This is a genomic window from Paraburkholderia azotifigens, assembly GCF_007995085.1.
GTDB classification, from domain to species: Bacteria; Pseudomonadota; Gammaproteobacteria; order Burkholderiales; family Burkholderiaceae; genus Paraburkholderia; species Paraburkholderia azotifigens.
The window spans coordinates 597654-624272 of the sequence record NZ_VOQS01000001.1; the positions used below are offsets into that span (position 1 = coordinate 597654).

Consider the following 26619-nt stretch of genomic DNA (forward strand, 5'->3'; position numbering starts at 1 on the left):
TTTTGGTGGTAATCGAAATTGGAGGTCTCTTGATGAGAGTCGACAAACTCACCACTAAATTCCAGGAAGCGCTAGCCGACGCGCAGAGCCTTGCCGTCGGCCATGACAATCAGTACATCGAGCCCGTTCATCTGCTCGCCGCGCTCGTCGCGCAGCAGGACGGCTCCGCGCGCTCGCTGCTGGCGCGCGCCGGCGTTCATGTGCAGGCGCTGCAAACCGCGCTGGCCGACGGGATCACGCGTCTGCCGCAAGTGCGGGGCACGGACGGCAACGTGCAGATCGGGCGCGATCTCACAGGTCTGTTGAATCAGGCCGACAAGGAAGCGCAGAAGCTCAATGACACCTACATCGCGAGCGAAATGTTCCTGCTCGCCGTCGCTGACGACAAAGGCGAAGCCGGACGTCTCGCGCGCGAGCACGGCCTGTCGCGCAAGTCGCTCGAAGCGGCCATCGTTGCCGTGCGCGGCGGCGCGCAGGTGCACAGCCAGGACGCCGAAAGCCAGCGCGAAGCGCTCAAGAAATACACGATCGACCTGACCGAGCGCGCCCGCGCGGGCAAGCTCGACCCGGTGATCGGCCGCGACGACGAAATCCGCCGTTCGATCCAGATCCTGCAGCGCCGCACCAAGAACAATCCGGTGCTGATCGGTGAGCCGGGCGTCGGCAAGACGGCGATCGTCGAAGGTCTCGCGCAGCGCATCGTCAACGGCGAAGTGCCCGAGACGCTGAAGGGCAAGCGCGTGCTGTCGCTCGACATGGCGGCGCTGCTCGCGGGCGCGAAGTATCGCGGCGAGTTCGAAGAGCGCCTGAAGGCCGTGCTCAACGACATCGCGAAGGACGAAGGCCAGACCATCGTCTTCATCGATGAAATTCATACGATGGTCGGCGCGGGCAAGGCCGAAGGCGCGATGGACGCGGGCAACATGCTGAAGCCGGCGCTGTCGCGCGGCGAGTTGCACTGCGTCGGCGCGACCACGCTCGACGAATATCGCAAGTACATCGAGAAGGATGCCGCGCTGGAGCGCCGCTTCCAGAAAGTGCTCGTCGACGAGCCTTCCGTCGAGGCGACCATCGCAATCCTGCGCGGCTTGCAGGAGCGCTATGAACTGCACCACGGCGTCGACATCACCGACCCGGCCATCGTCGCGGCGGCAGAACTGTCGCATCGCTACATCACGGACCGCTTCCTGCCCGACAAGGCGATCGACCTGATCGACGAAGCCGCGTCGAAGATCAAGATGGAAATCGACTCGAAGCCTGAAGAGATGGACCGGCTCGACCGTCGCCGCATCCAGCTGAAGATCGAGCGCGAGGCCGTGAAGAAGGAGAAGGACGAAGCGTCGCAGAAGCGTCTGCAACTGATCGAGGAAGAAATCGAGCGGCTGGATCGCGAATATTCGGATCTCGAAGAAATCTGGACGGCGGAAAAAGCGGCCGTGCAGGGCAGCGCGCAGTTGAAGGAAGAGATCGAGAAGACGCGCGCCGAAATCACGCGTCTGCAACGCGAAGGCAAGCTGGAGAAGGTCGCCGAACTGCAGTACGGCAAGCTGCCGCAACTCGAGCAGCAACTGAGAGCGGTCACGAAGGCCGAGGCGGAAGAGCAGAGCAATCCGACGCGTCCGCGCTTGCTGCGCACGCAGGTCGGCGCCGAAGAAATCGCGGAAGTCGTGTCGCGCGCAACGGGCATCCCCGTGTCGCGCATGATGCAGGGCGAGCGCGAGAAACTGCTGCAGATCGAAGAGAAGCTGCATCAGCGCGTGGTCGGCCAGGATGAAGCGATCAGTGCAGTGGCCGATGCGATCCGCCGTTCGCGCGCCGGTCTGTCGGATCCGAACCGTCCGTACGGCTCGTTCCTGTTCCTGGGACCGACGGGTGTCGGCAAGACGGAGCTGTGCAAGGCGCTCGCGGCATTCCTGTTCGACGCGGAGGACCACCTCATCCGCATCGACATGAGCGAGTTCATGGAGAAGCACAGCGTCGCGCGTCTGATCGGTGCGCCGCCCGGCTACGTCGGTTACGAGGAAGGCGGCTATCTGACGGAAGCGGTGCGCCGCAAGCCGTATAGCGTAATCCTGCTCGACGAAATCGAGAAGGCACATCCTGACGTCTTCAACGTGCTGCTGCAGGTGCTCGACGACGGCCGCATGACGGACGGCCAGGGCCGCACCGTGGACTTCAAGAACACGGTGATCGTGATGACGTCGAACCTTGGCTCGCAGGTGATCCAGTCGATGGTCGGCGAGCCGCAGGACGCCGTGAAGGACGCCGTCTGGGAAGAAGTGAAGCTGCATTTCCGGCCGGAATTCCTGAACCGGATCGACGACGTAGTCGTGTTCCACGCGCTCGATCGCTCGAACATCCAGTCGATCGCGAAGATCCAGCTGGAACGCGTGCACGAGCGGCTCGCGAAGCTCGACATGCAGCTGGTCGTGTCGGACGCGGCGCTGGAGTTGATCGGCAAGGTCGGCTATGACCCGCTGTTTGGCGCGCGGCCGTTGAAGCGCGCGATCCAGCAGGAGATCGAGAACCCTGTCGCGAAGCTGATTCTGGCGGGCAGGTTCGGTCCGAAGGACGTGATCCCCGTCGAGGTCGACAACGGCAAGCTCGTGTTTGAGCGGGTGGTTCACTAAGCGGTACGGGAACGCGTTGCGTCGCAGAGCGGCGCAACCGTTTCACATGAAAAAACAAAAGGGCAACGAAGCGATTCGTTGCCCTTTTTGTTTTTGCGCGGCGCTTCAGGCAAGCCGCGCGGATAGGACAGGACGCAGAAACTCAGGCGTTCTTGTTGCCGAACATGCCCGCGATCTGGCCGAGTGCGCCCAGCGCTCCCGACAGGCCGCCTGCGTCGACCTTGCCGTCGGCGGGCACTTCGCCGTTCGGCGTCGCCGCGTTGACGACGTGCGGCAGCACTTGCGACAGCAGGCCCGTCACCATCGACGGCTCGACGCCGATCTTCGCCGCCATGCTGGTCACGGCTTCCGAGCCGAGCACGTTATGCAGCGTGTCGGCGGCGATCGGCTGGTTCTCGCCCGTGCCGACCCACGAGTTGATGATGTCGCCCGCGCCGTTCTGCTGGAAGCGCTGGATCAGCCCGTTCAGGCCGCCCGGCTGGTTATTGATGAATTCGAGCGCGGCGCTCATCAGCGCCGCCTGGCCGCCGCCTTGCGGCGATTCGCCGCCGCCCAGCATGGAACCGAGGGTGTCGAGTAGGCTCATGACAATCTCTCTTGAGAAGCCGGCGCGTCGCGCATCGAGCGTGCGCCGGCAGGGAACGAAACGCCGCGCGGAGCGCGGCACCATTGATCGTGGCAGTGTGGCCGCCGGACGCTGGCCGATTGCGCGTCCTTATGCGCCCGATGCAGCGGACGCAGCCTTGCTCTTCTTCGCTTTCTTCGACTTCGAAGCGGTCGTGTCCGATGCCATCGCGGGTGCGGATGCCGCCGTGGCCGCAGGCGCCGATGCCGCGGCCGCGTCGGCCTTGCTCTTCTTCTTCGACTTCGATGCTTTTGCGTCCGATGCTGCAGCGGGTGCCGTCGTTTGCATCGGGTTCTGCGTCGTGGTGGCCGCGGGCGCAGGCGCGGACTTCGACGTCGTCGCCGGCGTCGCGGCCGTCGACTTCGCCGGCGCACCCGACGGCGGCGCGGACGAGCCGTTGATCGTGAGGCCCGCTGCTTCGAGATTCTTCACCGACTTCTGGCCGATCCCCTTGACCCGGTTGGCGAGATCGTCGGCGTCCTTGAAGGGCCCGTTTTTCGTGCGTTCGTCGATGATCGCTTTCGCATGGGCAGGGCCGATGCCCTTGACCGACTCGAGCGCGGCCTGATCGGCCGAATTGACTTCGACGGCGGCCGCGAATCCCGCCGACAGCGACAGCACGAGCGCAACGCACAGCATCAACAGCTTTTTCAACATGGCAATCACTCCATTGAGGGCAAACAGGTAGCCGGAACGGACGACGCTTTCATTTGAGCAAGCACTGCGTTCAAGCATAGGACAATTTACTGTCCTGTTTAACCGGGCAGCGCGCAACGATGCGCGAATCGGCCGATTTATACCGTCCGAATCGTGACAAGACAATGCGGGCACACCAAATTTAAAGCTTTTGCCCGTTCGCTGTGCGGTCTTGCCGGGTGGATGTCAGAGGAGTTGGAGGCACGCCGATACTGTGCGGCGGCGTGGATTGGCGAGCCGCCGCGCCACGCACTTCGAAATGCACCGAATCGGCGCTCGCGCCGTCTGCATCGACGAGTTCGAGCACGTGACGGCCCGGCCACGGCAGCCACAGCACGCGCTCGTCGCGGCCGAGCGGCTTGCCGTCGAGCCGCCAGCTGCTGTGCCCCGACGAGCCGCTGGCGCGCTCGAACATGATGCGCTGGCGCGTGGCCGGGATGTCGGGATCGAGCGCGAACAGCGTGCCGTCGGCGGGCGAGCCGATGCGTGGCGCGGCGCTCGCCGGCGACGACGCGCTTTGCCGGGTCGATCCGCGCGAAACGGACGTCGCCTGATCGGTCGGATTGGCATTCGCGGCGAGCCCGACGATGGGCGTTTGCGTGCCGCTGACGAACCATTCGTTGCGTGCGGGCTCAATGTTACCGTCGAAGGCGACGCGCGTTTGCACGACGCCCGCCGGCGCGCGCGGCGCGACGCTCGGCACGCGCCGGTGCAGATAGCCGACGATGGCCGCCCAGATGGGCGCGGCGCCCGTGACGCCGGACACGTCCCACATCGGCTGGCCGTCCGCGTTGCCGACCCACACGCCGACTGTGTAGCGCGACGTGTAGCCGATCGTCCAGTTGTCGCGCATGTCCTTGCTGGTGCCCGTTTTCACGGCCGAGAAAAAGCGCGTTGCGAGCGGGCTGTCGAAGCCGAACGTGCGGGTGCGCGCGTTGTTGTCCGACAAGACTGTCGCGATGATGTAGCTCGCGTCGCGGCTGAAGACGCGCTGCGGCGCTACGGGCGCAGGCGGGCGCCGCACGACATCGACGGCCGGCGCGGCGACGCCGCCGTTGGCGAGTGCGCGATACGCATTGGTCAGCGACAGCAGCGTCACGTCCGCGCTGCCGAGCGCGAGCGAATAGCCGTAGTAGTCGCCGCTCTGGTCGAGCGGCAGGCCGAGCGCGGTCAACGTCTTCGCGAACCGGTGCGGCGTGACCATCACCAGCGTGCGCACGGCGGGCACGTTCAGCGACGAGCCGAGTGCCGTGCGCACGCTCACCCAGCCCTTGAAGTCCTTGTCGTAGTTCTGCGGAATGTAGAGGCCGCCGCCTGCAGGGAGATCGAGCGGCGCGTCGTCGAGCAGCGATGCCGTGGTGAGCCGCCGTTCGTCGATGGCTTGTGCATACAGGAACGGCTTCAACGTCGAGCCTGCCTGGCGGCGCGCGAGCACGGCGTCGACGTCGCGCGCGCCCGACAGTCCGCCCGACGAGCCGACCCACGCGAGCACGTCGCCCGTCGCGTTATCGAGCACGACGACGGCGCCGTCGTGCACGTTGCGCGGATGCGCGGGCGCGTTCAGTTCGACGAGCGTGCGCGTGAGCGTGTCGCTCGCGAAGCGCTGCAGCTTCGCGTCGAGCGTACTGGTTACGCGTGCGCCCGCTATGGGATGCGTTTCGCTCGCGATGCGGCGCGCGAGATGCGGCGCGAGCATCGGCGCATCGGGTGAGATGGACAGCAGCGCGGGAGCAGGGCGCGCGAACGCGAGCTGCACGAAGGCGGTGAGATTGACACAACGCTCGGGCGCGTTCATGTCGCGCAGAATGCGGCATGCGCGCTCGCTGACCTTCGCGTAGGGCGCGTTCGGTGCGCGAATCAATGCTGCGGCGACGGCGGCTTCCCGCTCGTCGAGACCGGACGGCGCCTTGCCGAACAGCGTGATCGACAGCGCGGACAGACCGATCGTCTCGCCGCGAAACGGCACGAGGTTCAGATACGCTTCGAGAATCTGATCCTTGCGCCATGTGCGTTCGAGCCACAGCGCGCTGACAGCCTGATTGGCCTTTTGCGCGATCGAACGCTGGCCGGAACGCTGCCGCTCGTCGTCGAGCAGGCCCGTGAGCTGCATCGTGACCGTCGACGCGCCGCGCGTGCGTGTGTTCCACAGATTCGCCCAGGCGGCCGCCGCGGCGCCGCGCCAGTCGACGCCGCTATGTTCGTAGAAGCGTCTGTCTTCCGACACGACGATCGCTTCGCGCAGCGCGGGCGACACATCGGCGAGCGCGACCCAGTCGCCGCGCCGCTCGGTCCGGTCGATACGCGTGCGTTGCAGCGGCACGCCGTCACGCGACAGCAGCAGCCAGTCGGAACTGCGCCATTGCGTGCGGACGTCGTCGAAAGTGGGCAGTGCGTGCGCGGCGAGCGGCTCGCCAATCAACAGGACGCACAGCGCGATCCGCACGAACGCGCGAGGCCATCGCCGTTTGAGCGTGGACGGGCCGTTCATCGCGTTCGCACATTCACGCATCGCGCGCCCTCCTTGTTACTTGCCAGCAGCGGCCGCGGCCGGTTTGACGACGACGGGCGCGTTCGGCAGCACGCCGAACGTCGACGGCGCGTAGAGCGCTTCGACGCGCGTCGGCGGCAGGCCGAACGTGCCGACGTTGTTCAGCCGCACCGTGTACTCGATCGAGAAGGTGCCCTTCGGCACGTAATCGTAGTACGCGCGATAGCCGTCGAAGCCGCGCTCGACGAACGCCGGCCACGCTTCGCCCTTCGACTTCTCGCCTTGCGTCGCCGCTTCGGAATCGCGGCCGAGGCCCGAACCGAGGATCGTCGCGCCCGCCGGTACGGGATCGTTGACGACGAGCCAGGTCATGTCCGTTTGCGCCACGATGTCCAGATGCACGCGCAGGATGTCGCCGCGCGTATTCACGCCCTTGACGGCGGGATCGACGGGCGTGACGGTCTTCGTGATCCGGTAGCCGGCCGCGAATGGCGCTTTCAGCGCGACGGCCGCGAGACTTTCGATCGTCGCCCACGGCTTGCCCGTGCCGTCGTGCGTCAGCGTCAGCGTGGTCGAGAGGGACGGCGCGCTGCGCGTCTCGGGCGGCCACGGCAGCAACTGGCTGCGCATATCGGAGGTCTTCGTGACAGCCGTGGCGGACGCATGGTTCGCGGCGGCGGAAGCAGGCTGGCTCCACGAAATGGTCTTGTCCGTCGAGCCGAGCTGCAGCTTCGTCTGACCCGTTACGGGCGTGCTCTCGAACACCTGCGAGAAGCGCTGCACGGCAATCGAGCCCCACAGGTTGGCCGTCGTCGTCTGCCACGCGCCGTTCTTCTGCAACGCGAGCATCCCCGCGACGAGACGCGGCATCTCGTCCTTCCAGCCGGGCGCATCGACGAACGTGAGCGCCGTGCGGGCCGCGTTCGTTTCCGTGCCCGACATCAGCCACCACAGATCGTCGTTGTCGGCCGTCGAGAAGGTGAGGCGGGTGCCCTGATACGTGAGCCGCGAGCGGATAATTTGCTCGGCCTGGGCGAGCTTTTCATCGCGTTGCGCGATGTCCTTCACACGCGACAGCACCGCGTAGTAGTCGAGCACCGCCGACGTCGGCCACTGGTTCGGCGCAATCTCGATCGAACCCAGCATGCTGGCGCGCGCGGCGCCATGCCTCGACAGCGCTTCGAGCGCGGCGAGCTTGCGCAGATCGAGATCCTTGCGCGGCGCCCAGACCTTGCGTTCCAGCCGTCCTTCGACGAAGTTGATCAGGCCGCCTTCGAGCTTCGCGCGAAGATCGTCGGGCAGCGCGAAGCGCGGATCGAGCTTCGCGGCTTCGTCGGTGACGGACAGCAGATACGCCGTCAATGCCGTGCTGCCCGTGTTGCCGCTGTCGTCGCCAGGCGGGAAGTAGTTCGCGAGACCGTCCTTGTCGAGATAGACGGGCATGCGCGCGAGCACGCCTTGCCAGCGCGTCGGATCGCGCAGGCCGAGGGCCACCGAGGTCTGCTGTTCGAGACAGCTGTACGGATAGCGCTCGAACCAGCGGCGCACGCCCGGCATGCCGTCCGACAGCTTCGATTGCAGCGACACGGCGATGCCGCCGCGCAGCGCGCCCGCTTGCGTCGCGGTGGCATCCGGCGGCGCGGCGACGGGCAGCGAGAACGAGCCGTCGACCTGTGTGAGCGTCGCCTGCTGCACGGTGATGGGTATGGCGGCCATCACGCGCTGCGTGATCTTCAACGCGTCTGTCGCGTGCGACGCGCCTTGCTCCGTCGCGCTGATCTTCCAGGTGAGCGCGGCGGGCGAGGCTTCGGAAAGTCCATCGGGCGGCGACACCGTCCATGCGACTTCGCGCGCGGAATCGGCAGCGACGTCGACCGTTTGCGCCTGCAGCGACAGACCCGGCACGTTCGGCGTGACAACGACTTTCATCGCCCGCGCCGTGGTGTTGCGCACCGTGAACTGCGCGCGGAACTGGTCGCCTTCGCGCACGAGGGGCGGCAAGCCGGAGATCAGTTGCAGGTCCTGCGTGCTGCGGATCGACGTGCTGCCCGTGCCGAACGTGCCGTCGCCGACGGCCGCGATTGCGACGATGCGAAAGCTCGTCAGCGCATCGTTGAGCGGCACATCGACGGTCGCTTCGCCATTCGCGTCGAGCGTCACGCGCGGATTCCACAGCAGGAGCGTGTCGAACAGCTCGCGCGTCGAACTGTGCCCGCCGCCGCCGCCCGCAGGCACGGCCTTGCGCCCGAAGTGGCGGCGCCCGACGATCTCCATCTGCGCGGTCGCCGTTTCGACGCCGTACGCGCGCCGTTGCAGCATCGCGTCGAGCACGTCCCAGCTGTTGTTCGGCATCAGTTCGAGCAAGGCTTCGTCGACAGCGGCGACGGCGATCTGCGTGCCCGCGGGCGCGGGCTTCCCGCCCGGCATCTGCACGCGCAGCTTCACATGCGACTTGCCGCGCACCGTATAGGACTTCGCGTCCGGCGTCACCGTGACGGCGAGCTTGTGTGCCGCCGTGCCCACCTTGATTTCAGCGAGACCGTAGCGGAACGCGGGCTTCGACAGATCGACGAGCGGGGTCGGCGCCTCGTAGTAGCGGCCTTCGTACCAGAACGCACGCGCCCATTCGAGGGGCGCCTTCCAGCCCCACGTGAAGAACGAGTACCACGGCACGTCGTGGATGCGTCCGCGCAGCGCGAGCACCGACACGTACACGTTCGGCCCCCAGGCTTCGTTCACCTTCAGTTCGACGGTCGGATCCTTGCCGTCCAGCTTCACGACATGCGTCTCGACGATACCTTCGCGCTCGACGGCCACGAGCGCCGTCGCGAAGCGGAAGGGCATGCGCACCTGGAAGCGGGCCGTTTCGCCCGGCTCGTAGGCGCTCTTTTCGGGCAGCACGTCGATGCGGTCGGTGTTCTCGCCGCCGAACCACAAGTCTTCTTCGCGCGTGACCCAGACGGAAGTCGCGGCCGTCGCCGCGTGGCCGTCGCCGTCCTTCGCCGTGACGACGAGATCGACATTGCCGGCTTCCTTGAGCTTCGCGTCGCAGTTCATCAGGCCGTGGTCGTCGCTCTTGCCGCTGCACAGCGTGCCGAGATCTTTGGTTTCCGTGTGGTTGTCGTACGCATAGAAGCCGCCGACCATGCGCTTTCTCGACGTGATCGTGATGCGCGCGATGCCGCGCACTTCGAGCGGCACGCCTGCGCGCGGCTTGCCTTGCAGATCGACGGCGAGCGCTTTCACGGGCACCGTGTTGCCCACCGACACCCATTGCCCCGACTTCACGCCTGCGACGACGGCGGCGGGCCAGAGCGTCGCGCTGCCGCTGATCGTCTGCACTTCGCCGTTCGGATCGGCAAAGGTGGCTTCGAGCGCGAGACGCTTCGGCGCATCGACTTGCGGCACGCTCTTCAAGGTGAGACTGCCCGCGCCGTTGCGGTCGAGCGTCAAGGGTTCCTTGTCAGCGATCAGCCTGGACGTGTCGTCGTCGGACTGCTCGCTTTCTTCATTGTCCGAAGACGACGTATTCGCTTCGTTGCGCTTCCTGTATGGCGCGAAGCTGAACTCCGGATACGTGCTGGCGAAAGCGGGCGTCGCGCTCTTCATCAGCGCCGACACCTGCACGGGCAGGCCCGACGCGCCGCCGCCCGACATGTAGTCGATCTGCAGCGTAACGGGTGCTTCGCTTGCGGCGACGAGGGGACGATTCTTCTCGTCGCGCACGGCGATCGTGCCTTTGAACACGGGCAGACGGAATTCCTCGACACGGAAGCTGCCGGACGAATAGCTGTGGCGCGCGGAATCGGCGGAGCTGTCTTCGTTGTCGTCGCCTTCGGTATTTGGCGTGTCGTTCGATGCCGCATTCACGTCGCCGTCATCCAGCAACACGCTGTATTCGCCGAGCTTCGCCGCAGCCGGAATGGCAAAGGTCGAATCGGCCGTGTGATCGGCGGCCCACTTCAAAGGCATGTGCCACGTCTGTCCGCTGCCGAGATGACGGATAGTCAGGCGCGTCGGATAAGTCTTCGGAAACGCGAAGCCGTGCATCGTCTCGACGCGGATCATGTGCTTCATCGATACTGTCTCGCCCGCGCGCAGCAGTGTCCGGTCGAACACGGTATGCGCGCGCACGCTTTGCTCGATGCCCGTATCCGTCGGCACGTTGAAGCGCCACGCTTCGATGCCGCGATTCCAGTCGGAGCGCACGAACGCCATGTCATGGCCCGTCGCCGGATCGTCGATGCGCGCCGATACGAAGAAGCCCTCGAAGCTGTCGTCCTTGCATTCGTTGCGCGACGTCAGCGACTGGTTGATCGTCAGCACGCCGTGCGCGTCCGTCTTGCCCGACGCGAGTTCGTCGCCGTTGCAGTCGCTCACGTGCACGTCGGCGTCCGGCACGGGCTGGCCCTTGTCGAGCGTCGTGACCCAGACGACGCTGTTCTCGCGCCCCTGCTTGAAATGCACGCCGAGGTTCGTGACGAGCACGGCCGTGCGCACGTACATGGGCGCCTGCTTGCCGAGCAGCGACGCGCCGAGCGCGGGCGACGCGAGTTCGATCACATAGAAGCCGGGTTTCGTGACGGGCACGCCAACCACTTCGAACGGCCGCAACGCTTTCGGATCGGCTTTGGGCAGCGCGAGCGTCTCGACATTCTTTTGACCGGCAAGCAGCGACAGCGAGCGCACGTCGATCAACGGATTCTTGCCGTCTTCGGCCGGGTCCGCGCCTTCACTCCTGCGCGGCACGATGACGGGATGCGGATTGTGCGCGAGCAGTTGCGGCATCTGCTGGTTGATCGACTGGCGATCCATCATGAAGCCGTCGAAGCGATCGACGTTGCGCATCCAGCGGCGGATGTCGCTGTCGGCGTCGACGCGCAGCTTCGTGAACTGCGCGTTGCCCGCGTTGAGCCCGGCGATATGCAGATCGGCTTCCACGTTGCGCAAGGTGACGGGCACGAGCGCGGGCATGTCCCGTTCCGCGAAACGCTCGACGATGCCGAACGTGCCCGACGAAAACTTCGCGAGCGGCGGCAGCGGCGCTGTCGTCGTCTTGAGCGGGAACAGGTCCGCATTGGTCAGTGCACGGCCGCTGACGTCCTTGAGATTCGCGGGCAGCTCGATGCTCAGGTCGGCGCGCTCGGGCAGCGGCGCGGCGAATTCGATCGTCGTGGTTTGCGGATCCTTGTCGTCTGGGGAAAAGGCGGGCTTGATCTCGCCGTTCGGCCCCTTGAGCCGGATCTGCCCGGCATCGGTGCGCAGGATGGGGGCGTTGAACTGCACGCGCAGCGGCCGCAGCGGCGTACACGGCGCCTTCGCGTTCTCGCGCTCGCAGCTGAAGCTCGCGGCGAACGGTTCGCGCACGGTGAAGTCGAAGCGCCGCTCGACGTCGTTGGCGATGCCGCCCGGACTTGCGACGCCCTTGCCATACACGAGCTGCGCCTTGGCGCCCGACGGCAACGCCTGCTGGCATTGCAGCGTCAGCACGCGCGCCGCTTCCTTTTGCAGACGGAAGCGCTTGAGGAGCTCGGTGCGGGTCGCGGCATCGACGTTCTTCACGGGAATCCGGTTGCCGAGCCCGCTCGATTCGCACCACACGTGCTGAAGCACGGACGCATCCGTCGCGGGACCGTTCAGCCGCACGACGAACGCCTGGTTTTCCTCGATTTCGCCGCCGTAGGGCTGAACGTTCAACACGAACGGGCCGCCCGTTTCGAACGCGTAGTGACGCGGGCCCGTCAACGCATGGCCCGCCGACGATTTCAGTCCGTCGTTCAGATCGACGGAACAGGCGACGCCGGGCGGCAGATCCGCGCTGAAGTCCCACGCCCAGGTCTTGTCGTCGATCCAGCGTGGCTGGCCGGCGCTGGCGGACGCGTCGTTGCACTTGATGCGCGCGGGCGCGGGCAGATCGGGCGCGCCGAACGCGACCATCGACTCGTCGAACTTGACGACGACCTGTCTGACTTGCGCGACCTTGCCCTGCGGCGAAACCTGCGTGATGCGTGCTGCATCGGCGCGCCACGTGAGCGTGATGAGCGCGATGAAAAGGCCGAGCATCGCAGCCGCTGCTGCGGCCCATTTCCGTTGACGATTGATGGTGCCGCTTTGCATCGACTGCGCTCCCGGTTTCATTTGTCTTTCTTTCGGATTGCAGCCGATTCTAACCGACGCTTTTGACGTTCCCAACCTGCTTCACAGGTAGGATGACGCCGGCATCTGCACACCCATCAGATAGCACTTGACTTAGAGTTCACTCGAAGTCCTAACCTGAGTTCCGTCATGTCGAAACCTCTCACCATCGGTCAGGTCGCCGCGTCGAGCGGCGTCTCCACGCATACGCTGCGCTACTACGAGCAGGCCGGGTTGCTGCGGCCCGTCGGGCGCACGGATTCGGGACATCGTCTGTACTCGCCCGCCGATCTCGACTGGCTGCAGTTCGTCATGCGCCTGAAAGCGACGGGCATGTCCATCGCGGGCATGCAGGCGTTCGCGGCGTTGCGCGCCGAAGGCGACGCGACGTTCGGCGCGCGGCGGGCGATGCTCGAGGCGCATCGCGATGGCGTGCTCGCACGCATCGCCGGTTTGCAGACCAGTCTCGCCGCGATCACCGACAAGATCGCCTACTACGAGGCGGCCGAACGTGAGGTGGCATCGACAGGGCATATCCACAACTCATTCGTAAAGGACTCGCCATGAATCACGCACACGACGATCGCTACGCACGCGGCTGGGCAAAGTTGAAGGAAATCGACGGCACGGCAGGGGAGAAGGTGATCGCGTCGCTGGCGCCCATCGCGCCGGATTTCGCGCGGCTCCTGATCGAATTCCCGTTCGGCGATGTGTACAGCCGCCCGCAACTGGATCTGCGGGCACGCGAAATCGCGACGATCGCGGCGCTGGCGGCGCTCGGCAACGCGCAGCCCCAACTCAAGGTGCATATCGAGGCGGCCTTGAATGTCGGATGCACGCGCGACGAAATCGTCGAGGTGTTCATGCAGATGGCCGTGTATGCAGGTTTCCCGGCGGCGCTGAACGCGTTGTTCGCGGCGCGTGAGGTGTTCGTGCGGCGCGATGAGGAGGAGATGCAGGCCGCTGCGTGAGTCGTTAGCGGCGTGCCCGGAGAGAAGGACCGAATCGCAACTAACGGTCTGTTTCCGTGCTCGTCTCGGAAATTTCGGAAGCGGTGAGCCTTAACCCTCGGTCTTTAAGGGGAGAGGGTCGGCATGCCGTTCGGAATGCCGATGCGCATACGCCGGCGCGTTGCGTTGCCGTTGCCGCCGGCATGCGCACGACGGCTGGCTTCGTTCAGGCCGCGCTATCCGCCTGCTGCACGGCGCCCGGGCGCACGGATCGCGCGCTGATCCTGCGCAAATACAACGCGAGACCGATGCCCGCAATCAGCAGACTCGCCGTATTCGCGAGCCAGAACCCGCGTGCGCCCGTGAACGGATCGGGCACCCATCCGCCGACATCGAAGCCGAGCGCATAGCCGCCGCCGAGCCCCACGCCCCACAAAGCGACGGCATAGATCACAGTCGGCACGACGGCCACGCGATACGCGCGCAGCACGAAAGCCGACGTGATCTGCAACGCATCGCACAGATGGTAGAACACGACGATCAGCACGAGCGGCATGGCCGCCTGCGCGACATGCGCGTTCGGCGTGTAGCCCGCGATGATGACGGGCCGCAGCGCAAGCACGATCACGCCGTAGCAGCACGCGATCGCCACGGCCATCGCGATGCCATGCCTCGCGAGCGTGCGTGCCGCTTCGTAACGATGCGCGCCGAGCGCCTGCGCGACGAGTGTCGAGGTGGCGATCCCGATCGACAGCGGCGTCATGTAGAGCACCGCGCCGATGTTGCCCGCGATCTGATGGCCGGCGAGCGTCGTCGTGCCGAATCGCGCGATGAAGAGCGCCATGAACGTGTACGACGTGACTTCGATCAGATACGACAACCCCATCGGCACGCCGAGCTTCAGCTGGGCCGCCTGCCGCCGCCATGCGGGCCAGCAGAAATGCCGGAAGATCGCGAACGGCCGGAATACGTCCAGCTTCGTCATCACGAGCATGCCGACCACGGCGAGCGTCCAGTTGATCACGATGCTCGCGAGCGCCGCGCCCGGACCGCCAAGCGCCGGCACGCCGGGCGCGCCGAAAATCAGCAGCAGGTTGAGCGGCACCTTGAGCAGCAAGGCGCCGATCTGCAGAATCATCACGAGCCGCGGCTGGCCGACGGCATTCGTCAGCGAGCTATAGACGCGAAACGCGAGACTCGCCGGCAGGCCGAACGCGAGAATCTGCAGATACGACACGGTGCGCTCGCGCAACGCCTCGGGCGCGCGCGCCAGTTGCAGCAACGGGTGAGGGAAATAGAGAATCAGAAAGCCGATCGCGGCGAGCGCCAGCGCGAGCCACAGCGCTTGTCGTACTTCCTCGCCGATCTCCTCATAGCGCGCGGCGCCGTACAGCTGACCGGCGATCGGCTGCAGCGCCGTCAGAATGCCCGTCAGGCCGATGTACACCGAGATATAGATCGACGCGCCGAGCCCGAGCGCCGCAAGATCGGTCGCCGAGAAGCGGCCGACCATCGCCGTGTCCATCACGCCGAACGCGATGATCGCCAGCTGGCCGATCAGCACGGGCCACGCGAGCCCGGCGATTTTCCGCACGTCGGCGAACATGGTCAGCCGCTTTTCTTCGGACGCCACGGACGGCGCTTGACGGGCGGCTGCGGACGGTCGATGCGCACGTACAGACGGAAGCGCTCGTCGCGGTCGGCGACGCGGCGGCCTTCCCAGACAAGCTTCCACACGAAGTTCGACATCGCACTCGGCTCGCCGAAATCCTGCGTGTCCTGACGCAGGATCACGTCGCAGTCTTCATCGAACGAAAAATGCATATCGCCGAAATAGGCGAACGTCGCGATCTGCGCGTCGCCGAGACGCACGGGCGAAATGCAGTTGTAGTCGGACGGCAGGTGAGCGGAGATCTGCTGCGCGACGTCCTTGTACGTACGGCTGTAGTTGACGACGGGCAGCCACAGCGTCATCAGCAGCACCCACATCAGCGTGGTGCCCGCGCTCGACAGCACGACGCTGCGCCACAGCACCTTCGGATGCCGCGCCACGCGCCATTGCACCAGCGCGAACCAGCAGACGGTCACGGCGACCGCGCAGACGAACGACAGGATCTTGAACTGCGGCGTGAAGCCGGGCGCGAGGCGCGAGAGATTGCGCGCGAGCTGATGCGGATAGCCCGTCATGCCCGCGAGCCACACCAGCCACACGAACGTGCCGAGCACGGTGAAGCTCAGCACCGCGAACCAGTCGATTGCGTTAATCGCGCCGCGCTTGAGCGTCGGCAGCGCGAAGGCGGCGATCACGGCGAGCGCGGGCGTCAGCAGCATGTAGAGACGGTTCGTCCCCTGGCTTTGCAGCACGACGAGAATCAGCAGCGGCGCGATCACCGACAGCGGAATCGCGACGTGCGGCGCGCGGCGCAGGCCTGCCCAGCTGAACCATGCCCAGATCGCAAGCGGCCATGCGGGCCAGGTGAAGAGGGGCAGGTTCTTGACGGCGTATTTCAGCGTCGAACCATACGGGCCCTGGAACGTGTGCAGGCTGCCGCGCATCCATTGATGCAGGAACCAGACGGCATCGTCCGGGAACAGCGCGATGGCCGTGAGCGGCCACACGACCGACAGCGCCAGCGCGACGGGCAAACCGGCGAGCATCAGCGTGCGCCAGTGCGTGTCGTGGACGATCACCATCATTGCGAAGGTGCCGATCAGCAGCGCGCCGACCAGCACGGGACTGCTCGTCAACGTCACGAGGCCGATCGCGCAACCCCAGATCAGCGCGCCCTGGACGGGCTTGTCGATCATCCGCACGAGGCCGTACACGAGCATCGCGATGCAGACGAATTGCGCGATCTGCGGCGTGGTTTCGTGGCCGCGCTCGGCGAGACCGAAGGTGGCGAGCAGGATCAGCAGCGCGCCGTCGCCGAGCGTGCGGCCATAGTCGCGCGGTTCCGGCTCGCCGCCGAATGCGTATTTGAAGGGCTGCACTTCCGGACGGCGGCCGAGCAGATAGGCTGCGTACCAGACGAACGCGCACGCCGCGCAGAACAGCAGTCCCGTGAATACGCGCGACGCATTGCTCGCGTCGACGAGCGGGTCGAGCACGCGGATCGCGCTCGCGCCCAGCCAGTAGCCGAGCGGCGCGTCGGACGTCATGTATTTGCCGACGAGATTCGGCAGCAGCCAGTCGTGCAGCGAGCCGTTGGCCATCGTCCACATGACGCCGAAGCCGGCTGCGTCCTCGTTCTTCCACGGGTCGCGTCCGAACAGGCCGAACGACGCGTACACGACGCAGATGGTAAGCAGCATCCAGCGCGGCAGCGCACTGGTGGCGGAGGCAGTCAGGCGAACGACAGATCTCATGCGGTGTTCGTGTGGGGCTGCGCGGGCGGCAGCCGTGAGTTATTGACGCAGCGCGGGAGGCGTCGCTTATTCAGGCATGCGGCATTGTAGACGGGCGGCGCGGTGCACGTCACAGGGTGGCTTGCGGCGAGCCTTACGGACGGATACCCGGACGGATACCCGGACGGATACCCGGACGGATACCCGGACGGGCGACGGCGAGCGGATCGCGAGCGCTCGTTCACAAACCTTCCGCCGATAAAAAAGGGCAGCTTGCGCTGCCCTTTTTGCATCGTAGCGGCCCGGACGAAAGTCGGGGCCAGCACGGGATATTACTTCACGGCCTTGCCCGAAGCGCGGGCGCCGAACTTCTTGTTGAACTTCTCGACGCGGCCTGCCGTGTCCATGATCTTTTGCTGGCCCGTGTAGAACGGATGCGACTCCGACGAAACTTCGATCTTCGCCAGCGGGTATTCCTTGCCGTTGAATTCGGCCGTTTCACGCGTCTGGATGGTCGAGCGCGTCACGAACTTGAAGTCGTTCGACATGTCGATGAACAGGACTTCGCGGTAATTCGGGTGAATGCCTTCTTTCATGGTCTTTCCTTTAATCTGGCGGTAGCCAACCCGGGAGCCGGAGAATTCCGCAACCGCGAGCCACTTGCCTAAGGTCGAAAAACGGGGATTATGCCAGAAAATCAGGCGGTTGACGAGGTTTGCGGAGGTTTTTTCGCACGGTAGGGCGTGCGTGCCCGTTTTCGGGCGTTCATGGGTTCGCGCTGTCCAGCGCGCCCGTGCGCGCGGGATCCTGCCGGTAATAGCGCGCGAGCAGGCGATACAGTTCGGGGTACTCCGCTTCGAACTCGCGCGGTTTCACGAACAGCGCTTCGCTGCACACGGCAAAAAATTCCGACGGATGATCGCTCGCATAGGGATCGATCAGCGATTCGCGCTCGAAGCGCGCCCAGCGCCGGTCCGGCACGGCATCCACTTTGGTGCAGAACTGGTCGTACGCGTGGTCGAACACATCGGCCCACTGCGTGGCATCGAGCGGCGCGTGCAGCTTGCGAAAGAGGGGCGGGTGGCCGTCGGCTTCGCCCGTCACCATGTCGATCTTATGCGCGAACTCGTGGATCACGACGTTGTACGCGTCCGCGCCGTCCGTCATCTGCGCGTCTTCCCACGACAGAATCACGGGGCCGCCTTCCCACGCTTCGCCGCTCGCGTCGTGCTCGACTTCATGCACGACGCCGTCCTCGTCTTCGACCGTTTTGCGGATCACGAACTCGCCCGGATAGACGATCACGCCGACCCAGCCGCGATACAGCTCCAGCCCGAGATTCAGCACGGGCAAGCAGGCCTGGACGGCGATCGCGACGGTGATCTGATCGGTGAGTTCGAGGTCATGTGCCGTCGAGAACTCCTTCTGCGCGATGAACAGGCTCGTCATGTCGCGCAACCGCTGAAGATCGGCGGGTGTAAGCCAGGAAAGAAACGGCAATCCATCGAGCGTCGCTTGCCAGAGCGCGTCGTCGATCGCGTGGGTGCGCAGCGCGCGATCGCGGCGGCGCGTGTCGAGCCATTGAGTGAGTTTCGAAAACATCGCGCGGTGGTCGGTCTTCGCTTGTGTGATCGAGGGGGCGTGAGAACTGGGACGATTCTAAACGCGCGTGGTGGCGGGCTGCATCACGGCGCTCACGTCTTCGCGCCTTTGCCCGCGCCGCGCTTCAATGCCGCCGCTGCGCGTCGCCTCTGGATCAGATCGTCGGCGCTTTCGCCCGCGAGGCGCCGCTGCACGTAATCCAGGTCGTCGCTCAGTTCGGCTTTCAGCTTTTGTGCTTCCTTCAGTTCGCGCTGCACGGATTCGATCCGTGCGTCGAGCGATTCGACTTGCTGGGCGAGACCGTCGCGAATCTGCTGCAGCGATTCCATCGAATAGCCGCGCCGTCCGCTTTCCGTGTTTTCGAGCGGACGCTTCAGCATTTCGGTGATGCCCGCGAGCGAGAAACCGAGTGCGCGCAGACGCAGGATGCGCGAAAAGCGTTCGAGGTCGTCCTCGTCGTAAAGGCGATAGCGGCCCTCGCTGCGGCTGGGCGTCACAAGTCCGCGCTCCTCGTAGTACTTGAGCGTACGCGGCGTGACGTTCAGACGCTCGGCGGCGTCGCGCACGGTGAGCAGAGTGGAAGAGTCGGCGTTCGGCATGTCGGCTTTGCTGATCGGCGTGAAGCATTATAGATAAACGTATTGCTTCCGCATTCACGCACGACCGGGTACGCAGCGAAGTGCGCAAAAGAAAAACGCCCGCATTCCAGCGGGCGTTTTCGCGGATGAACCGTAGCGGGGCGCTTAGCCGCCGCGACGCATCATGTCGAAGAACTCGGCGTTGTTCTTCGTCTGGCGGATCTTGTCGAGCAGGAATTCCATCGCTTCGACTTCGTCCATGTCGTGGATGAACTTGCGCAGCACCCAGATCTTTTGCAGGATCTCGGGCTTGATCAGCAGTTCTTCGCGACGCGTGCCGGACTTGTTCAGGTTGATCGACGGATAGACACGCTTTTCCGCGAGACGGCGCTCGAGGTGCACTTCCATGTTGCCCGTGCCCTTGAACTCTTCGTAGATCACGTCGTCCATGCGGCTGCCCGTTTCGATCAGGGCCGTGCCGATGATGGTCAGCGAGCCGCCTTCCTCGATGTTGCGCGCCGCGCCGAAGAAGCGCTTCGGACGTTGCAGCGCGTTCGCGTCGACACCGCCCGTCAGCACCTTGCCCGATGCCGGCACGACCGTGTTGTACGCACGCGCGAGACGCGTGATCGAGTCGAGCAGAATCACGACGTCGTTCTTCATTTCGACGAGGCGCTTGGCTTTTTCGATCACCATTTCGGCGACCTGCACGTGACGCGCGGCCGGTTCGTCGAAGGTCGAGGCGATCACTTCGCCCGCCACCGAGCGCTGCATTTCCGTCACTTCTTCAGGACGTTCGTCGATCAGCAGCACGAACAGGATTACGTCCGGATGGTTCTGCTTGATCGCATGCGCGATGTGCTGAAGCATCACGGTCTTGCCGGACTTCGGCGACGCGACGAGCAGACCGCGCTGGCCTTTGCCGATGGGCGCGATCATGTCGATGATGCGGCCCGTGACATTCTCTTCGCCACGCATTTCACGTTCGAGCAGCAGCACCTTGTTCGGGTGCAGCGGCGTCAGGTTCTCGAACATGATCTTGTGCTTCGAGGCTTCCGGCGGCTGGCCGTTGACCTTGTCGACCTTCACCAGCGCGAAGTAGCGCTCGCCGTCCTTCGGCGTGCGGACTTCGCCTTCGATCGTGTCGCCCGTATGCAGGTTGAAGCGGCGAATCTGCGACGGACTGATATAGATGTCGTCCGTACTCGCGAGATACGAGGTTTCAGGCGAACGCAGGAAACCGAAGCCGTCCGGCAGCACTTCGAGCGTGCCGTCACCGAAGATGGTTTCGCCCGTTTTGGCGCGTTTTTTTAGAATGGCGAACATCAACTCCTGCTTGCGCAGGCGGTTGGCACTTTCGATCTCGAGGCCATTGGCCATCTCGATCAATTGGGACACGTGCAGAGTCTTAAGCTCGGATAAATGCATACGGAGAACCCGCAGAGAAGGTGCGACCTGAAATGAAATCTGGGAGGAGAAGTGAGCGGAACCGCTCAAGGACTTACTCGTCTTTTAGACGTTTTATGGATTCTAGCATAGCACACGCCAAAACCAGCCTGCGCGGCCGGTTCGTGTCGGCGCATGATTCTTGTTGTCAATGTTGTCCGCCGACAACAAGAATCATGCGGCTCGCTCGATGCCCGACTTCATGACACATCGAAGCACTGCGCGAAGCAATGCGGCGAGCCGGGCAGCGCGCAGTCTCTGCGCGCTAACCGCGTATGCGAATCAGAGGTTGCCGTCGAGGAACGCGGTGAGCTGCGACTTCGACAATGCGCCGACCTTCTGCGCCGCGACTGCGCCGTTCTTGAAGAGGATCAGCGTGGGGATGCCGCGCACGCCGAACTTGACGGGCGTGGACTGATGTTCGTCGACATTGATCTTGGCGATCTGCAGGCGATCGGCGTAGTCCTTCGCCACTTCGTCGAGGATCGGCGCGATCATCTTGCACGGGCCGCACCATTCTGCCCAGAAGTCGAGCAGCACGGGTTTGTCGGATTTGACGACGTCCTGTTCAAACGACGCGTCGCTAATATGCTTGATGTGTTCGCTCATTTGTGTGAATACCTCTTTCGGTTCGAGGCCTGCTTTGAATGCCCGCCACGATACAACAAAATCAGAAAACCTACCGTTCGCTTTGCCACAGGACAAACCATGGAAGCCGACGCGGGAAGTATCGTGGGGACACCTTCGAGAGGGCGGACTGGCTTGGCTTTGCGGATCACTTGAACGTCAGTTTAGCCTAAATTGCTATGCGTTGCCCGTCGTGATAGTACGCATTCCGACAGTAGGGTTTCGTGCCGCGCCGTGCGTGCTGGGCCTGATGTCTTCCTGCATGCGGAGCGCGGTGGCTTCCTCGTGACGACACGTATCTGGAGTTCGTGAGCGCGAACACAAGAGGGTGGCCGTGAAGGCTCGAGCAGCTTTTCTTCAGCTTTTCTCCGTGAGCCTCTCGCGTGGCGCATCCAGCGATGTTAGAATGTGTCGTGACGGGCCTCCTCGCATGGAGGGGCGGTCAACCTGGTCAGGTCGGGAACGAAGCAGCCACAGCCGTTTTCCGCCAGTGCCGAGGGTCGGGCTCGTCACCTTCCTTTCTTGTTTTCTGCTTCATTTCTGTCTTACTCCCCGGTTTCATTCTTGCTCAGCGTCGTTCGAAACGCGGCGTTCATCTATCGCCTCCGTAGCGAAATTCAATGATCCGTCAAAGCGTTGTCGCGCCTCGCGCGGGCACGCGATCGATTCGTCTTTTCGCGTCAGCGTTGCTGATACAATTTCCGGATGACCTATCAAGTTCTCGCACGCAAATGGCGGCCGAAGGATTTCGCTTCGCTCGTCGGACAGGAGCACGTGGTGCGCGCGCTCACGCACGCGCTTGACGGCGGCCGTCTGCATCACGCCTATCTGTTTACGGGCACGCGGGGCGTCGGCAAGACGACGCTGTCGCGGATCTTCGCGAAGGCGCTCAACTGCGAGACGGGCGTCACGGCCACGCCTTGCGGCGTGTGTCGCGCGTGTCGCGAGATCGATGAAGGGCGCTTCGTCGATTACGTCGAGATGGACGCGGCGAGCAATCGCGGCGTCGACGAAATGGCCGCGCTGCTGGAGCGTGCCGTGTATGCGCCCGTCGATGCGCGCTTCAAGGTCTATATGATCGACGAAGTGCACATGCTGACGAACCACGCGTTCAACGCGATGTTGAAGACGCTGGAAGAGCCGCCGGCGCACGTCAAGTTCATCCTCGCCACGACCGATCCGCAAAAGATTCCTGTCACAGTGCTCTCGCGCTGTCTTCAGTTCAACCTGAAGCAGATGCCGGCAGGGCATATCGTGTCGCATCTCGAGCGCATTCTCGGCGAAGAGAACATTCCGCATGAAGCGCAGGCGCTGCGCCTGCTCGCGCGCGCCGCGGACGGCTCGATGCGCGATGCGCTGTCGCTGACCGATCAGGCTATTGCGTATTCGGCGAACCAGGTGACGGAAGAAGCCGTACGCGGCATGCTCGGCGCGCTCGATCAAAGTTATCTGATCCGCTTGCTCGATGCGCTCGTCGCGGGCGACGGTACAGCCGTGCTGTCCGTGGCCGACGAAATGGCTTTGCGCAGCCTGTCGTTCTCGACGGCGCTGCAGGATCTGGCGAGCCTGTTGCACAAGATTGCGTGGGCGCAATTCTCACCGTCGTCGGTGCTCGAAGAGTGGCCGGAAGCCGCCGATCTGCGCCGTTTCGCAGACGCGCTGAATCCCGAGCAGGTTCAGCTGTTCTATCAGATCGCAACGATCGGCCGAAGCGAGCTGGGTCTCGCGCCCGACGAATACGCCGGTTTCACGATGACGCTGCTGCGCATGCTCGCGTTCGAACCCGCGCCGAATGGCGGCGGAGGCGGTGGCGTGACGCCGGCTGGACGTTCGACCGTGCCGGCGGCGGGCGCAAAGCGCACGGGTGCGCCCGTTGCAGCCGCACCGCAAGCTCGCGCGAGCGAGCCGGCTGCGCCATCCGTCGCGGCAGCGCCGCGCGTTGCGCCGGTGGCAAAGCCTGAACTCGCGCCCGTTCAGCCCCAAGCCGTCCGCGAGGTGTCTGCGCCTGCGGATCCCGTTGCGCCGGATATCGAAGCAGCGCCTGTCGATGCAGAGGTGACGCCGTTATCCTCGGTCGAATCGGGCGCGAACGCACAGGTGTCCGAGCCAGAAGAAAAAGCTGCGCCGCAAGACGAGACGCCCGTGCCGCCTGCAGCCGCCCCGCGTCGCGCAGGCGGCGCGAGCGCAGCGCTCGACGTATTGCGTAGTGCGGGCATGAAGGTTTCGACGGATCGTGGCCGTTCGGCTGCATCTACACCTGTCGCAGCGGTAGCACCCGCAGCGCCCGCCAAACCGGCCGCGCCGCGCGTCGCCGTGCGCGTGCCGACGCCTGATCCCGCACGCCGCGCCGCAGCCGCCGCGCAACAGGACAGCGCTGTGCGCGCACCCGCTTCTCGTCCCGCGCAGCCGCAAGGCGCATCGGCCGTTCCGCCGTGGGAAGACATTCCGCCCGACGACTACATGCCGGCATCCTCGGACGACGCATTCTTTGCGCCGCCCGACGACAGCTTCGTGCCCGTCTTCGACAGCGGTCCCGACGACATGCTCGTTGGCCGGAGTCAGGCGGCCGCGCCCGCGCCTGCGCCCGTCGTCGATATCCGCACGCTGCCGCCTGCCGTGCCGCTCGACGCCATCGGCTTCGACGGCGACTGGCCGGCGCTCGCCGTCACGCTGCCGCTCAAGGGCATCTCGTATCAGCTCGCCTTCAACAGCGAGCTGATGGCCGTCAACGGCAAGACACTGAAACTCAACGTCGCGGTCCAGCTGTACACCGAGCCCGCGCAGATCGCGAAGCTCAAGGCGGCGCTCGCCGAGCGCCTGGGCAGCGAGATCGACGTGCAGGTCGAAGTCGGCCCCGTGAAACGCACGGGCGCCGTCCTCGATTCGATCGAGCGCGCCAAACGTCAGCAGGAAGCCGAACGCGAGATCGGTGCCGATCCGTTCGTGCAGTCGCTGATCCGCGAGTTCGGTGCGAGCATCGTGCCGGGCTCGGTTCGTCCGCTGATGCCGGGCGGCGAAGGCGGCCAGAGCGCGGCCCACTGATATCCGCGCGCGCCGCCATCGCGCCCAACCGAATTAACTATCACGAAGGAGCAAGTCCATGATGAAAGGCCAACTCGCCGGGCTGATGAAGCAGGCCCAGCAGATGCAGGAAAACATGAAGAAGATGCAGGAGCAACTCGCGCAGATCGAAGTCGAGGGGCAGTCGGGCGCAGGCCTCGTCAAGGTGACGATGACCTGCAAGAACGATGTGCGCCGCGTGTCGATCGACCCGAGCCTGCTCGCCGACGACAAGGACATGCTCGAAGACCTCGTTGCCGCTGCATTCAACGATGCCGTGCGCAAGGCCGAGGCTACCGCGCAGGAAAAAATGGGCGGCATGACGTCCGGCCTGCCGCTGCCGCCGGGCTTCAAGCTGCCGTTCTAATCGCGCAGCATGTGTCGCGCGCGGGCGTGAGGTCATGTCCGCGCGCCGGCCGTTCACGGCCGGACGGCGCGCCTTTTCGCGCGCAGCGACACGACGCGATTCAACCTGTCTCCATCGACGCCGCCGTACCAGCATGAAACAACCTTCCGCCTTGTCGGCGCTCGTCGAAGCGCTGCGCGCGCTGCCCGGCGTCGGTCCGAAGTCCGCGCAGCGCATGGCGTATCACCTGATGCAGCACGACCGCGACGGCGCCGAAAAGCTCGGCCGCTCGCTGCTGTTCGCGACCGAGCATCTGCAGCACTGCGAGAAGTGCAACACCTTCACGGAAGCGCAGATCTGCGAGGTCTGCAGCGACACCGAGCGCGATCCGACCTTGCTGTGCGTCGTCGAAACACCCGCCGACCAGATCATGCTCGAACAGACGATGACCTGGCGCGGCCTGTATTTCGTGCTGATGGGGCGCCTCAGCCCGCTCGACGGCATCGGCCCGAAGGAAATCCATTTCGACCGGCTCGTGAAGCGCGCGACGGACGGCGTCGTCAAGGAAGTCGTGCTCGCGACCAACTTCACCAACGAAGGCGAAGCCACCGCGCATTATCTCGGCCAGACGCTGAAGGCGCGCGGCCTGTCCGTCACGCGGCTGGCGCGCGGCGTGCCCGTCGGCGGCGAACTCGAATATGTCGACGCGGGCACGATCGCGCGCGCGATGCTCGACAGGCGTTCGATGTAGCGCTTCGGCGTCTGGCGAACGCGGTCTGTCCGACACAACAAGATCAGGAGACACATGAGCGCATCGACCCCTACCACGCCGACGGGCAGATCTGCAGGACCGCTCGCGGGCGTCAAGGTGCTCGAACTCGGCACGCTGATCGCGGGCCCGTTCGCCGCGCGTTTTCTCGGCGAGTTCGGCGCCGATGTCATCAAGATCGAAGATCCGAAGGGCGGCGATCCGCTTCGCAAATGGCGCAAGCTCTATCCCGAAGTGGGCGGCACGTCGCTGTGGTGGGCCGTGCAGGCGCGCAACAAGAAATCGGTGACGATCAATCTGAAGGCCGACGAAGGCAAGGAAATCGTCCGCAAGCTCGCAAAAGAAGCGGATATCGTCGTCGAGAATTTCCGGCCCGGCCTGCTCGAAAAGCTCGGGCTCGGCTACGACGTGCTGTCGGCGGAGAACCCCGGCCTAGTGATGGTGCGCCTGTCCGGCTACGGGCAGACGGGACCGTATCGCGACCGTCCGGGCTTCGGCGCGATCGCCGAGTCAATGGGCGGGCTGCGGCACATTACGGGCTATCCGGATCTGCCGCCGCCGCGCATCGGCATTTCCATCGGCGATTCGATCGCCGCGCTGCACGGCGTGATCGGCGCGCTGATGGCGCTGCATCATAAGCAGGCGAACGGCGGCAAAGGGCAGGTCGTCGACGTTGCGCTCTACGAAGCCGTCTTCAACATGATGGAAAGCGTGGTGCCCGAATACGGCGTGTACGGCATGGTGCGCGAACGCACGGGCGCGTCGCTGCCGGGCATCGTGCCGTCCAATACCTATCCGTGCCGCGACGGCAGCATCGTGATCGGCGGCAACAGCGATCCCATTTTCAGGCGGCTGATGCTCGCGATCGACCGCGACGATCTTGCCAACGATCCCGCCCTCGCGCATAACGACGGCCGCGTGCCGCGCACGCAGGAAATCGACGGCGCGATCGCAGCGTGGCTCGCCGACCGCATGATCGACGAAGCGCTCGACGTGCTCAACGCCGCCGACGTGCCCGTGGGCCGCATCTACAGCGTCGCCGACATGTTTACTGATCCGCAATACGTTGCGCGCCAGATGATCCAGACGTTCAAATGGCAGGACGGCCGCGACATCACGCTGCCGAACGTCACGCCGAAGCTCTCGGAAACGCCCGGTGAGACGCGCTGGCTGGGGCCCGAACTGGGTGAACATACGGATGAAGTTCTGCAAACGCTGGGTTATGATGCGGACCACATCGCGAGGTTGCACGCGCAACAGATCGTGTAGCCCACGGGCAAATTAGCGCTACGGCGCGCAGACGGGCGCACAAACGGTGCACA

The 26619-nt window shown here is 64.9% G+C and carries 18 protein-coding genes and 1 other RNA gene; 8 read left to right on the plus strand and 11 right to left on the minus strand.

Features of this window, described 5'->3' with window-relative positions; translation table 11 throughout:
* The first annotated feature begins 32 nt into the window (after window positions 1-32).
* The gene (gene clpB, locus FRZ40_RS02675; RefSeq protein ID WP_147233212.1) at window positions 33-2630 is read left to right on the plus strand and encodes an ATP-dependent chaperone ClpB; all 2598 of its coding nucleotides are present in this window, start codon (window positions 33-35) and stop codon (window positions 2628-2630) included.
* 142 nt (window positions 2631-2772) lie between these two features.
* Here the strand turns inward: clpB and FRZ40_RS02680 are convergent, their stop codons facing one another.
* The 4 genes from FRZ40_RS02680 to FRZ40_RS02695 all read right to left on the minus strand — a co-directional run bounded on the left by FRZ40_RS02680 (window position 2773) and on the right by FRZ40_RS02695 (window position 12556).
* Window positions 2773-3216 (minus strand): YidB family protein, encoded by a 444-nt coding sequence (locus FRZ40_RS02680; RefSeq protein WP_028365121.1) that lies wholly within the window; start codon window positions 3214-3216, stop codon window positions 2773-2775.
* Between the two features lie 129 nt (window positions 3217-3345).
* Window positions 3346-3912, minus strand: coding sequence for a ComEA family DNA-binding protein (locus FRZ40_RS02685; protein WP_028365120.1), 567 nt, complete (start codon window positions 3910-3912; stop codon window positions 3346-3348).
* A 181-nt stretch (window positions 3913-4093) separates the two neighbouring features.
* Window positions 4094-6460 (minus strand): penicillin-binding protein 1C, encoded by a 2367-nt coding sequence (pbpC, locus tag FRZ40_RS02690; protein WP_147233214.1) that lies wholly within the window; start codon window positions 6458-6460, stop codon window positions 4094-4096.
* 15 nt (window positions 6461-6475) lie between these two features.
* Window positions 6476-12556: an alpha-2-macroglobulin family protein gene (locus FRZ40_RS02695; protein ID WP_147234754.1), complete on the minus strand. Its 6081-nt coding sequence runs from the start codon at window positions 12554-12556 to the stop codon at window positions 6476-6478.
* 168 nt (window positions 12557-12724) lie between these two features.
* Here FRZ40_RS02695 and FRZ40_RS02700 point away from each other — a divergent pair, with 168 nt between their 5' ends.
* Both FRZ40_RS02700 and FRZ40_RS02705 read left to right on the plus strand, forming a co-directional pair.
* Window positions 12725-13141: a MerR family transcriptional regulator gene (locus FRZ40_RS02700; protein WP_147233216.1), complete on the plus strand. Its 417-nt coding sequence runs from the start codon at window positions 12725-12727 to the stop codon at window positions 13139-13141.
* On the plus strand, window positions 13138-13545 hold the full coding sequence (locus FRZ40_RS02705; protein WP_147233218.1) for a carboxymuconolactone decarboxylase family protein: 408 nt from the start codon (window positions 13138-13140) through the stop codon (window positions 13543-13545). The genes FRZ40_RS02700 and FRZ40_RS02705 overlap by 4 nt, the downstream gene beginning before the upstream one ends.
* Window positions 13546-13750: 205 nt before the next feature.
* Here the strand turns inward: FRZ40_RS02705 and FRZ40_RS02710 are convergent, their stop codons facing one another.
* From FRZ40_RS02710 to trxA, 7 genes are all read right to left on the minus strand, one after another.
* Window positions 13751-15130, minus strand: coding sequence for an MATE family efflux transporter (locus FRZ40_RS02710; RefSeq protein ID WP_147234755.1), 1380 nt, complete (start codon window positions 15128-15130; stop codon window positions 13751-13753).
* A gap of 2 nt (window positions 15131-15132) precedes the next feature.
* Complete coding sequence (locus FRZ40_RS02715) at window positions 15133-16890, minus strand: ArnT family glycosyltransferase (protein ID WP_028365114.1); 1758 nt, start codon at window positions 16888-16890, stop codon at window positions 15133-15135.
* 311 nt (window positions 16891-17201) lie between these two features.
* Window positions 17202-17465 (minus strand): type B 50S ribosomal protein L31, encoded by a 264-nt coding sequence (locus FRZ40_RS02720; RefSeq protein WP_028365113.1) that lies wholly within the window; start codon window positions 17463-17465, stop codon window positions 17202-17204.
* Window positions 17466-17634: 169 nt separating this feature from the next.
* Window positions 17635-18471 carry a M90 family metallopeptidase gene (locus FRZ40_RS02725; protein ID WP_147233219.1) on the minus strand — a complete coding sequence of 279 codons (837 nt, stop codon included), beginning with the start codon at window positions 18469-18471 and terminating at the stop codon, window positions 17635-17637.
* Between the two features lie 92 nt (window positions 18472-18563).
* A complete protein-coding gene (locus tag FRZ40_RS02730) occupies window positions 18564-19070 on the minus strand; it encodes a MerR family transcriptional regulator (protein ID WP_147233220.1) in 507 nt (168 codons plus the stop codon).
* A gap of 144 nt (window positions 19071-19214) precedes the next feature.
* Complete coding sequence (rho, locus tag FRZ40_RS02735; RefSeq protein ID WP_012400357.1) at window positions 19215-20477, minus strand: transcription termination factor Rho; 1263 nt, start codon at window positions 20475-20477, stop codon at window positions 19215-19217.
* A gap of 300 nt (window positions 20478-20777) precedes the next feature.
* Complete coding sequence (gene trxA, locus FRZ40_RS02740; protein WP_007586494.1) at window positions 20778-21104, minus strand: thioredoxin TrxA; 327 nt, start codon at window positions 21102-21104, stop codon at window positions 20778-20780.
* A gap of 433 nt (window positions 21105-21537) precedes the next feature.
* Between trxA and ffs the strand changes: the two genes are divergently transcribed.
* The 5 genes from ffs (at window position 21538) to FRZ40_RS02765 (ending at window position 26566) form a co-directional block, all read left to right on the plus strand.
* An RNA gene (gene ffs / locus FRZ40_RS02745) (signal recognition particle sRNA small type) lies at window positions 21538-21636 on the plus strand.
* Between the two features lie 191 nt (window positions 21637-21827).
* Window positions 21828-24164 carry a DNA polymerase III subunit gamma/tau gene (gene dnaX, locus FRZ40_RS02750; RefSeq protein ID WP_147233222.1) on the plus strand — a complete coding sequence of 779 codons (2337 nt, stop codon included), beginning with the start codon at window positions 21828-21830 and terminating at the stop codon, window positions 24162-24164.
* Between the two features lie 58 nt (window positions 24165-24222).
* Window positions 24223-24549, plus strand: coding sequence for a YbaB/EbfC family nucleoid-associated protein (locus FRZ40_RS02755; RefSeq protein WP_006048866.1), 327 nt, complete (start codon window positions 24223-24225; stop codon window positions 24547-24549).
* A 133-nt stretch (window positions 24550-24682) separates the two neighbouring features.
* The gene (gene recR / locus FRZ40_RS02760; protein WP_028365109.1) at window positions 24683-25279 is read left to right on the plus strand and encodes a recombination mediator RecR; all 597 of its coding nucleotides are present in this window, start codon (window positions 24683-24685) and stop codon (window positions 25277-25279) included.
* Window positions 25280-25333: 54 nt separating this feature from the next.
* Window positions 25334-26566, plus strand: a complete 1233-nt coding sequence (locus FRZ40_RS02765; RefSeq protein ID WP_147233224.1) for a CaiB/BaiF CoA transferase family protein — start codon at window positions 25334-25336, stop codon at window positions 26564-26566.
* Window positions 26567-26619: the final 53 nt, after the last annotated feature.

What these genes read in the sequence shown, in the direction of transcription:
- recR (WP_028365109.1), top strand. Translation starts at nt 24,683, where the DNA reads ATGAAACAACCTTCCGCCTTGTCGGCGCTCGTCGAAGCGCTGCGCGCG.
- FRZ40_RS02685 (WP_028365120.1), bottom strand. Translation starts at nt 3,912, where the DNA reads ATGTTGAAAAAGCTGTTGATGCTGTGCGTTGCGCTCGTGCTGTCGCTG.
- FRZ40_RS02720 (WP_028365113.1), bottom strand. Translation starts at nt 17,465, where the DNA reads ATGAAAGAAGGCATTCACCCGAATTACCGCGAAGTCCTGTTCATCGAC.
- FRZ40_RS02765 (WP_147233224.1), top strand. Translation starts at nt 25,334, where the DNA reads ATGAGCGCATCGACCCCTACCACGCCGACGGGCAGATCTGCAGGACCG.
- clpB (WP_147233212.1), top strand. Translation starts at nt 33, where the DNA reads ATGAGAGTCGACAAACTCACCACTAAATTCCAGGAAGCGCTAGCCGAC.
- FRZ40_RS02715 (WP_028365114.1), bottom strand. Translation starts at nt 16,890, where the DNA reads ATGAGATCTGTCGTTCGCCTGACTGCCTCCGCCACCAGTGCGCTGCCG.
- FRZ40_RS02695 (WP_147234754.1), bottom strand. Translation starts at nt 12,556, where the DNA reads ATGCAAAGCGGCACCATCAATCGTCAACGGAAATGGGCCGCAGCAGCG.
- FRZ40_RS02755 (WP_006048866.1), top strand. Translation starts at nt 24,223, where the DNA reads ATGATGAAAGGCCAACTCGCCGGGCTGATGAAGCAGGCCCAGCAGATG.
- trxA (WP_007586494.1), bottom strand. Translation starts at nt 21,104, where the DNA reads ATGAGCGAACACATCAAGCATATTAGCGACGCGTCGTTTGAACAGGAC.
- dnaX (WP_147233222.1), top strand. Translation starts at nt 21,828, where the DNA reads ATGACCTATCAAGTTCTCGCACGCAAATGGCGGCCGAAGGATTTCGCT.
- FRZ40_RS02705 (WP_147233218.1), top strand. Translation starts at nt 13,138, where the DNA reads ATGAATCACGCACACGACGATCGCTACGCACGCGGCTGGGCAAAGTTG.
- FRZ40_RS02710 (WP_147234755.1), bottom strand. Translation starts at nt 15,130, where the DNA reads ATGTTCGCCGACGTGCGGAAAATCGCCGGGCTCGCGTGGCCCGTGCTG.
- pbpC (WP_147233214.1), bottom strand. Translation starts at nt 6,460, where the DNA reads ATGCGTGAATGTGCGAACGCGATGAACGGCCCGTCCACGCTCAAACGG.
- FRZ40_RS02730 (WP_147233220.1), bottom strand. Translation starts at nt 19,070, where the DNA reads ATGCCGAACGCCGACTCTTCCACTCTGCTCACCGTGCGCGACGCCGCC.
- FRZ40_RS02725 (WP_147233219.1), bottom strand. Translation starts at nt 18,471, where the DNA reads ATGTTTTCGAAACTCACTCAATGGCTCGACACGCGCCGCCGCGATCGC.
- FRZ40_RS02680 (WP_028365121.1), bottom strand. Translation starts at nt 3,216, where the DNA reads ATGAGCCTACTCGACACCCTCGGTTCCATGCTGGGCGGCGGCGAATCG.
- FRZ40_RS02700 (WP_147233216.1), top strand. Translation starts at nt 12,725, where the DNA reads ATGTCGAAACCTCTCACCATCGGTCAGGTCGCCGCGTCGAGCGGCGTC.
- rho (WP_012400357.1), bottom strand. Translation starts at nt 20,477, where the DNA reads ATGCATTTATCCGAGCTTAAGACTCTGCACGTGTCCCAATTGATCGAG.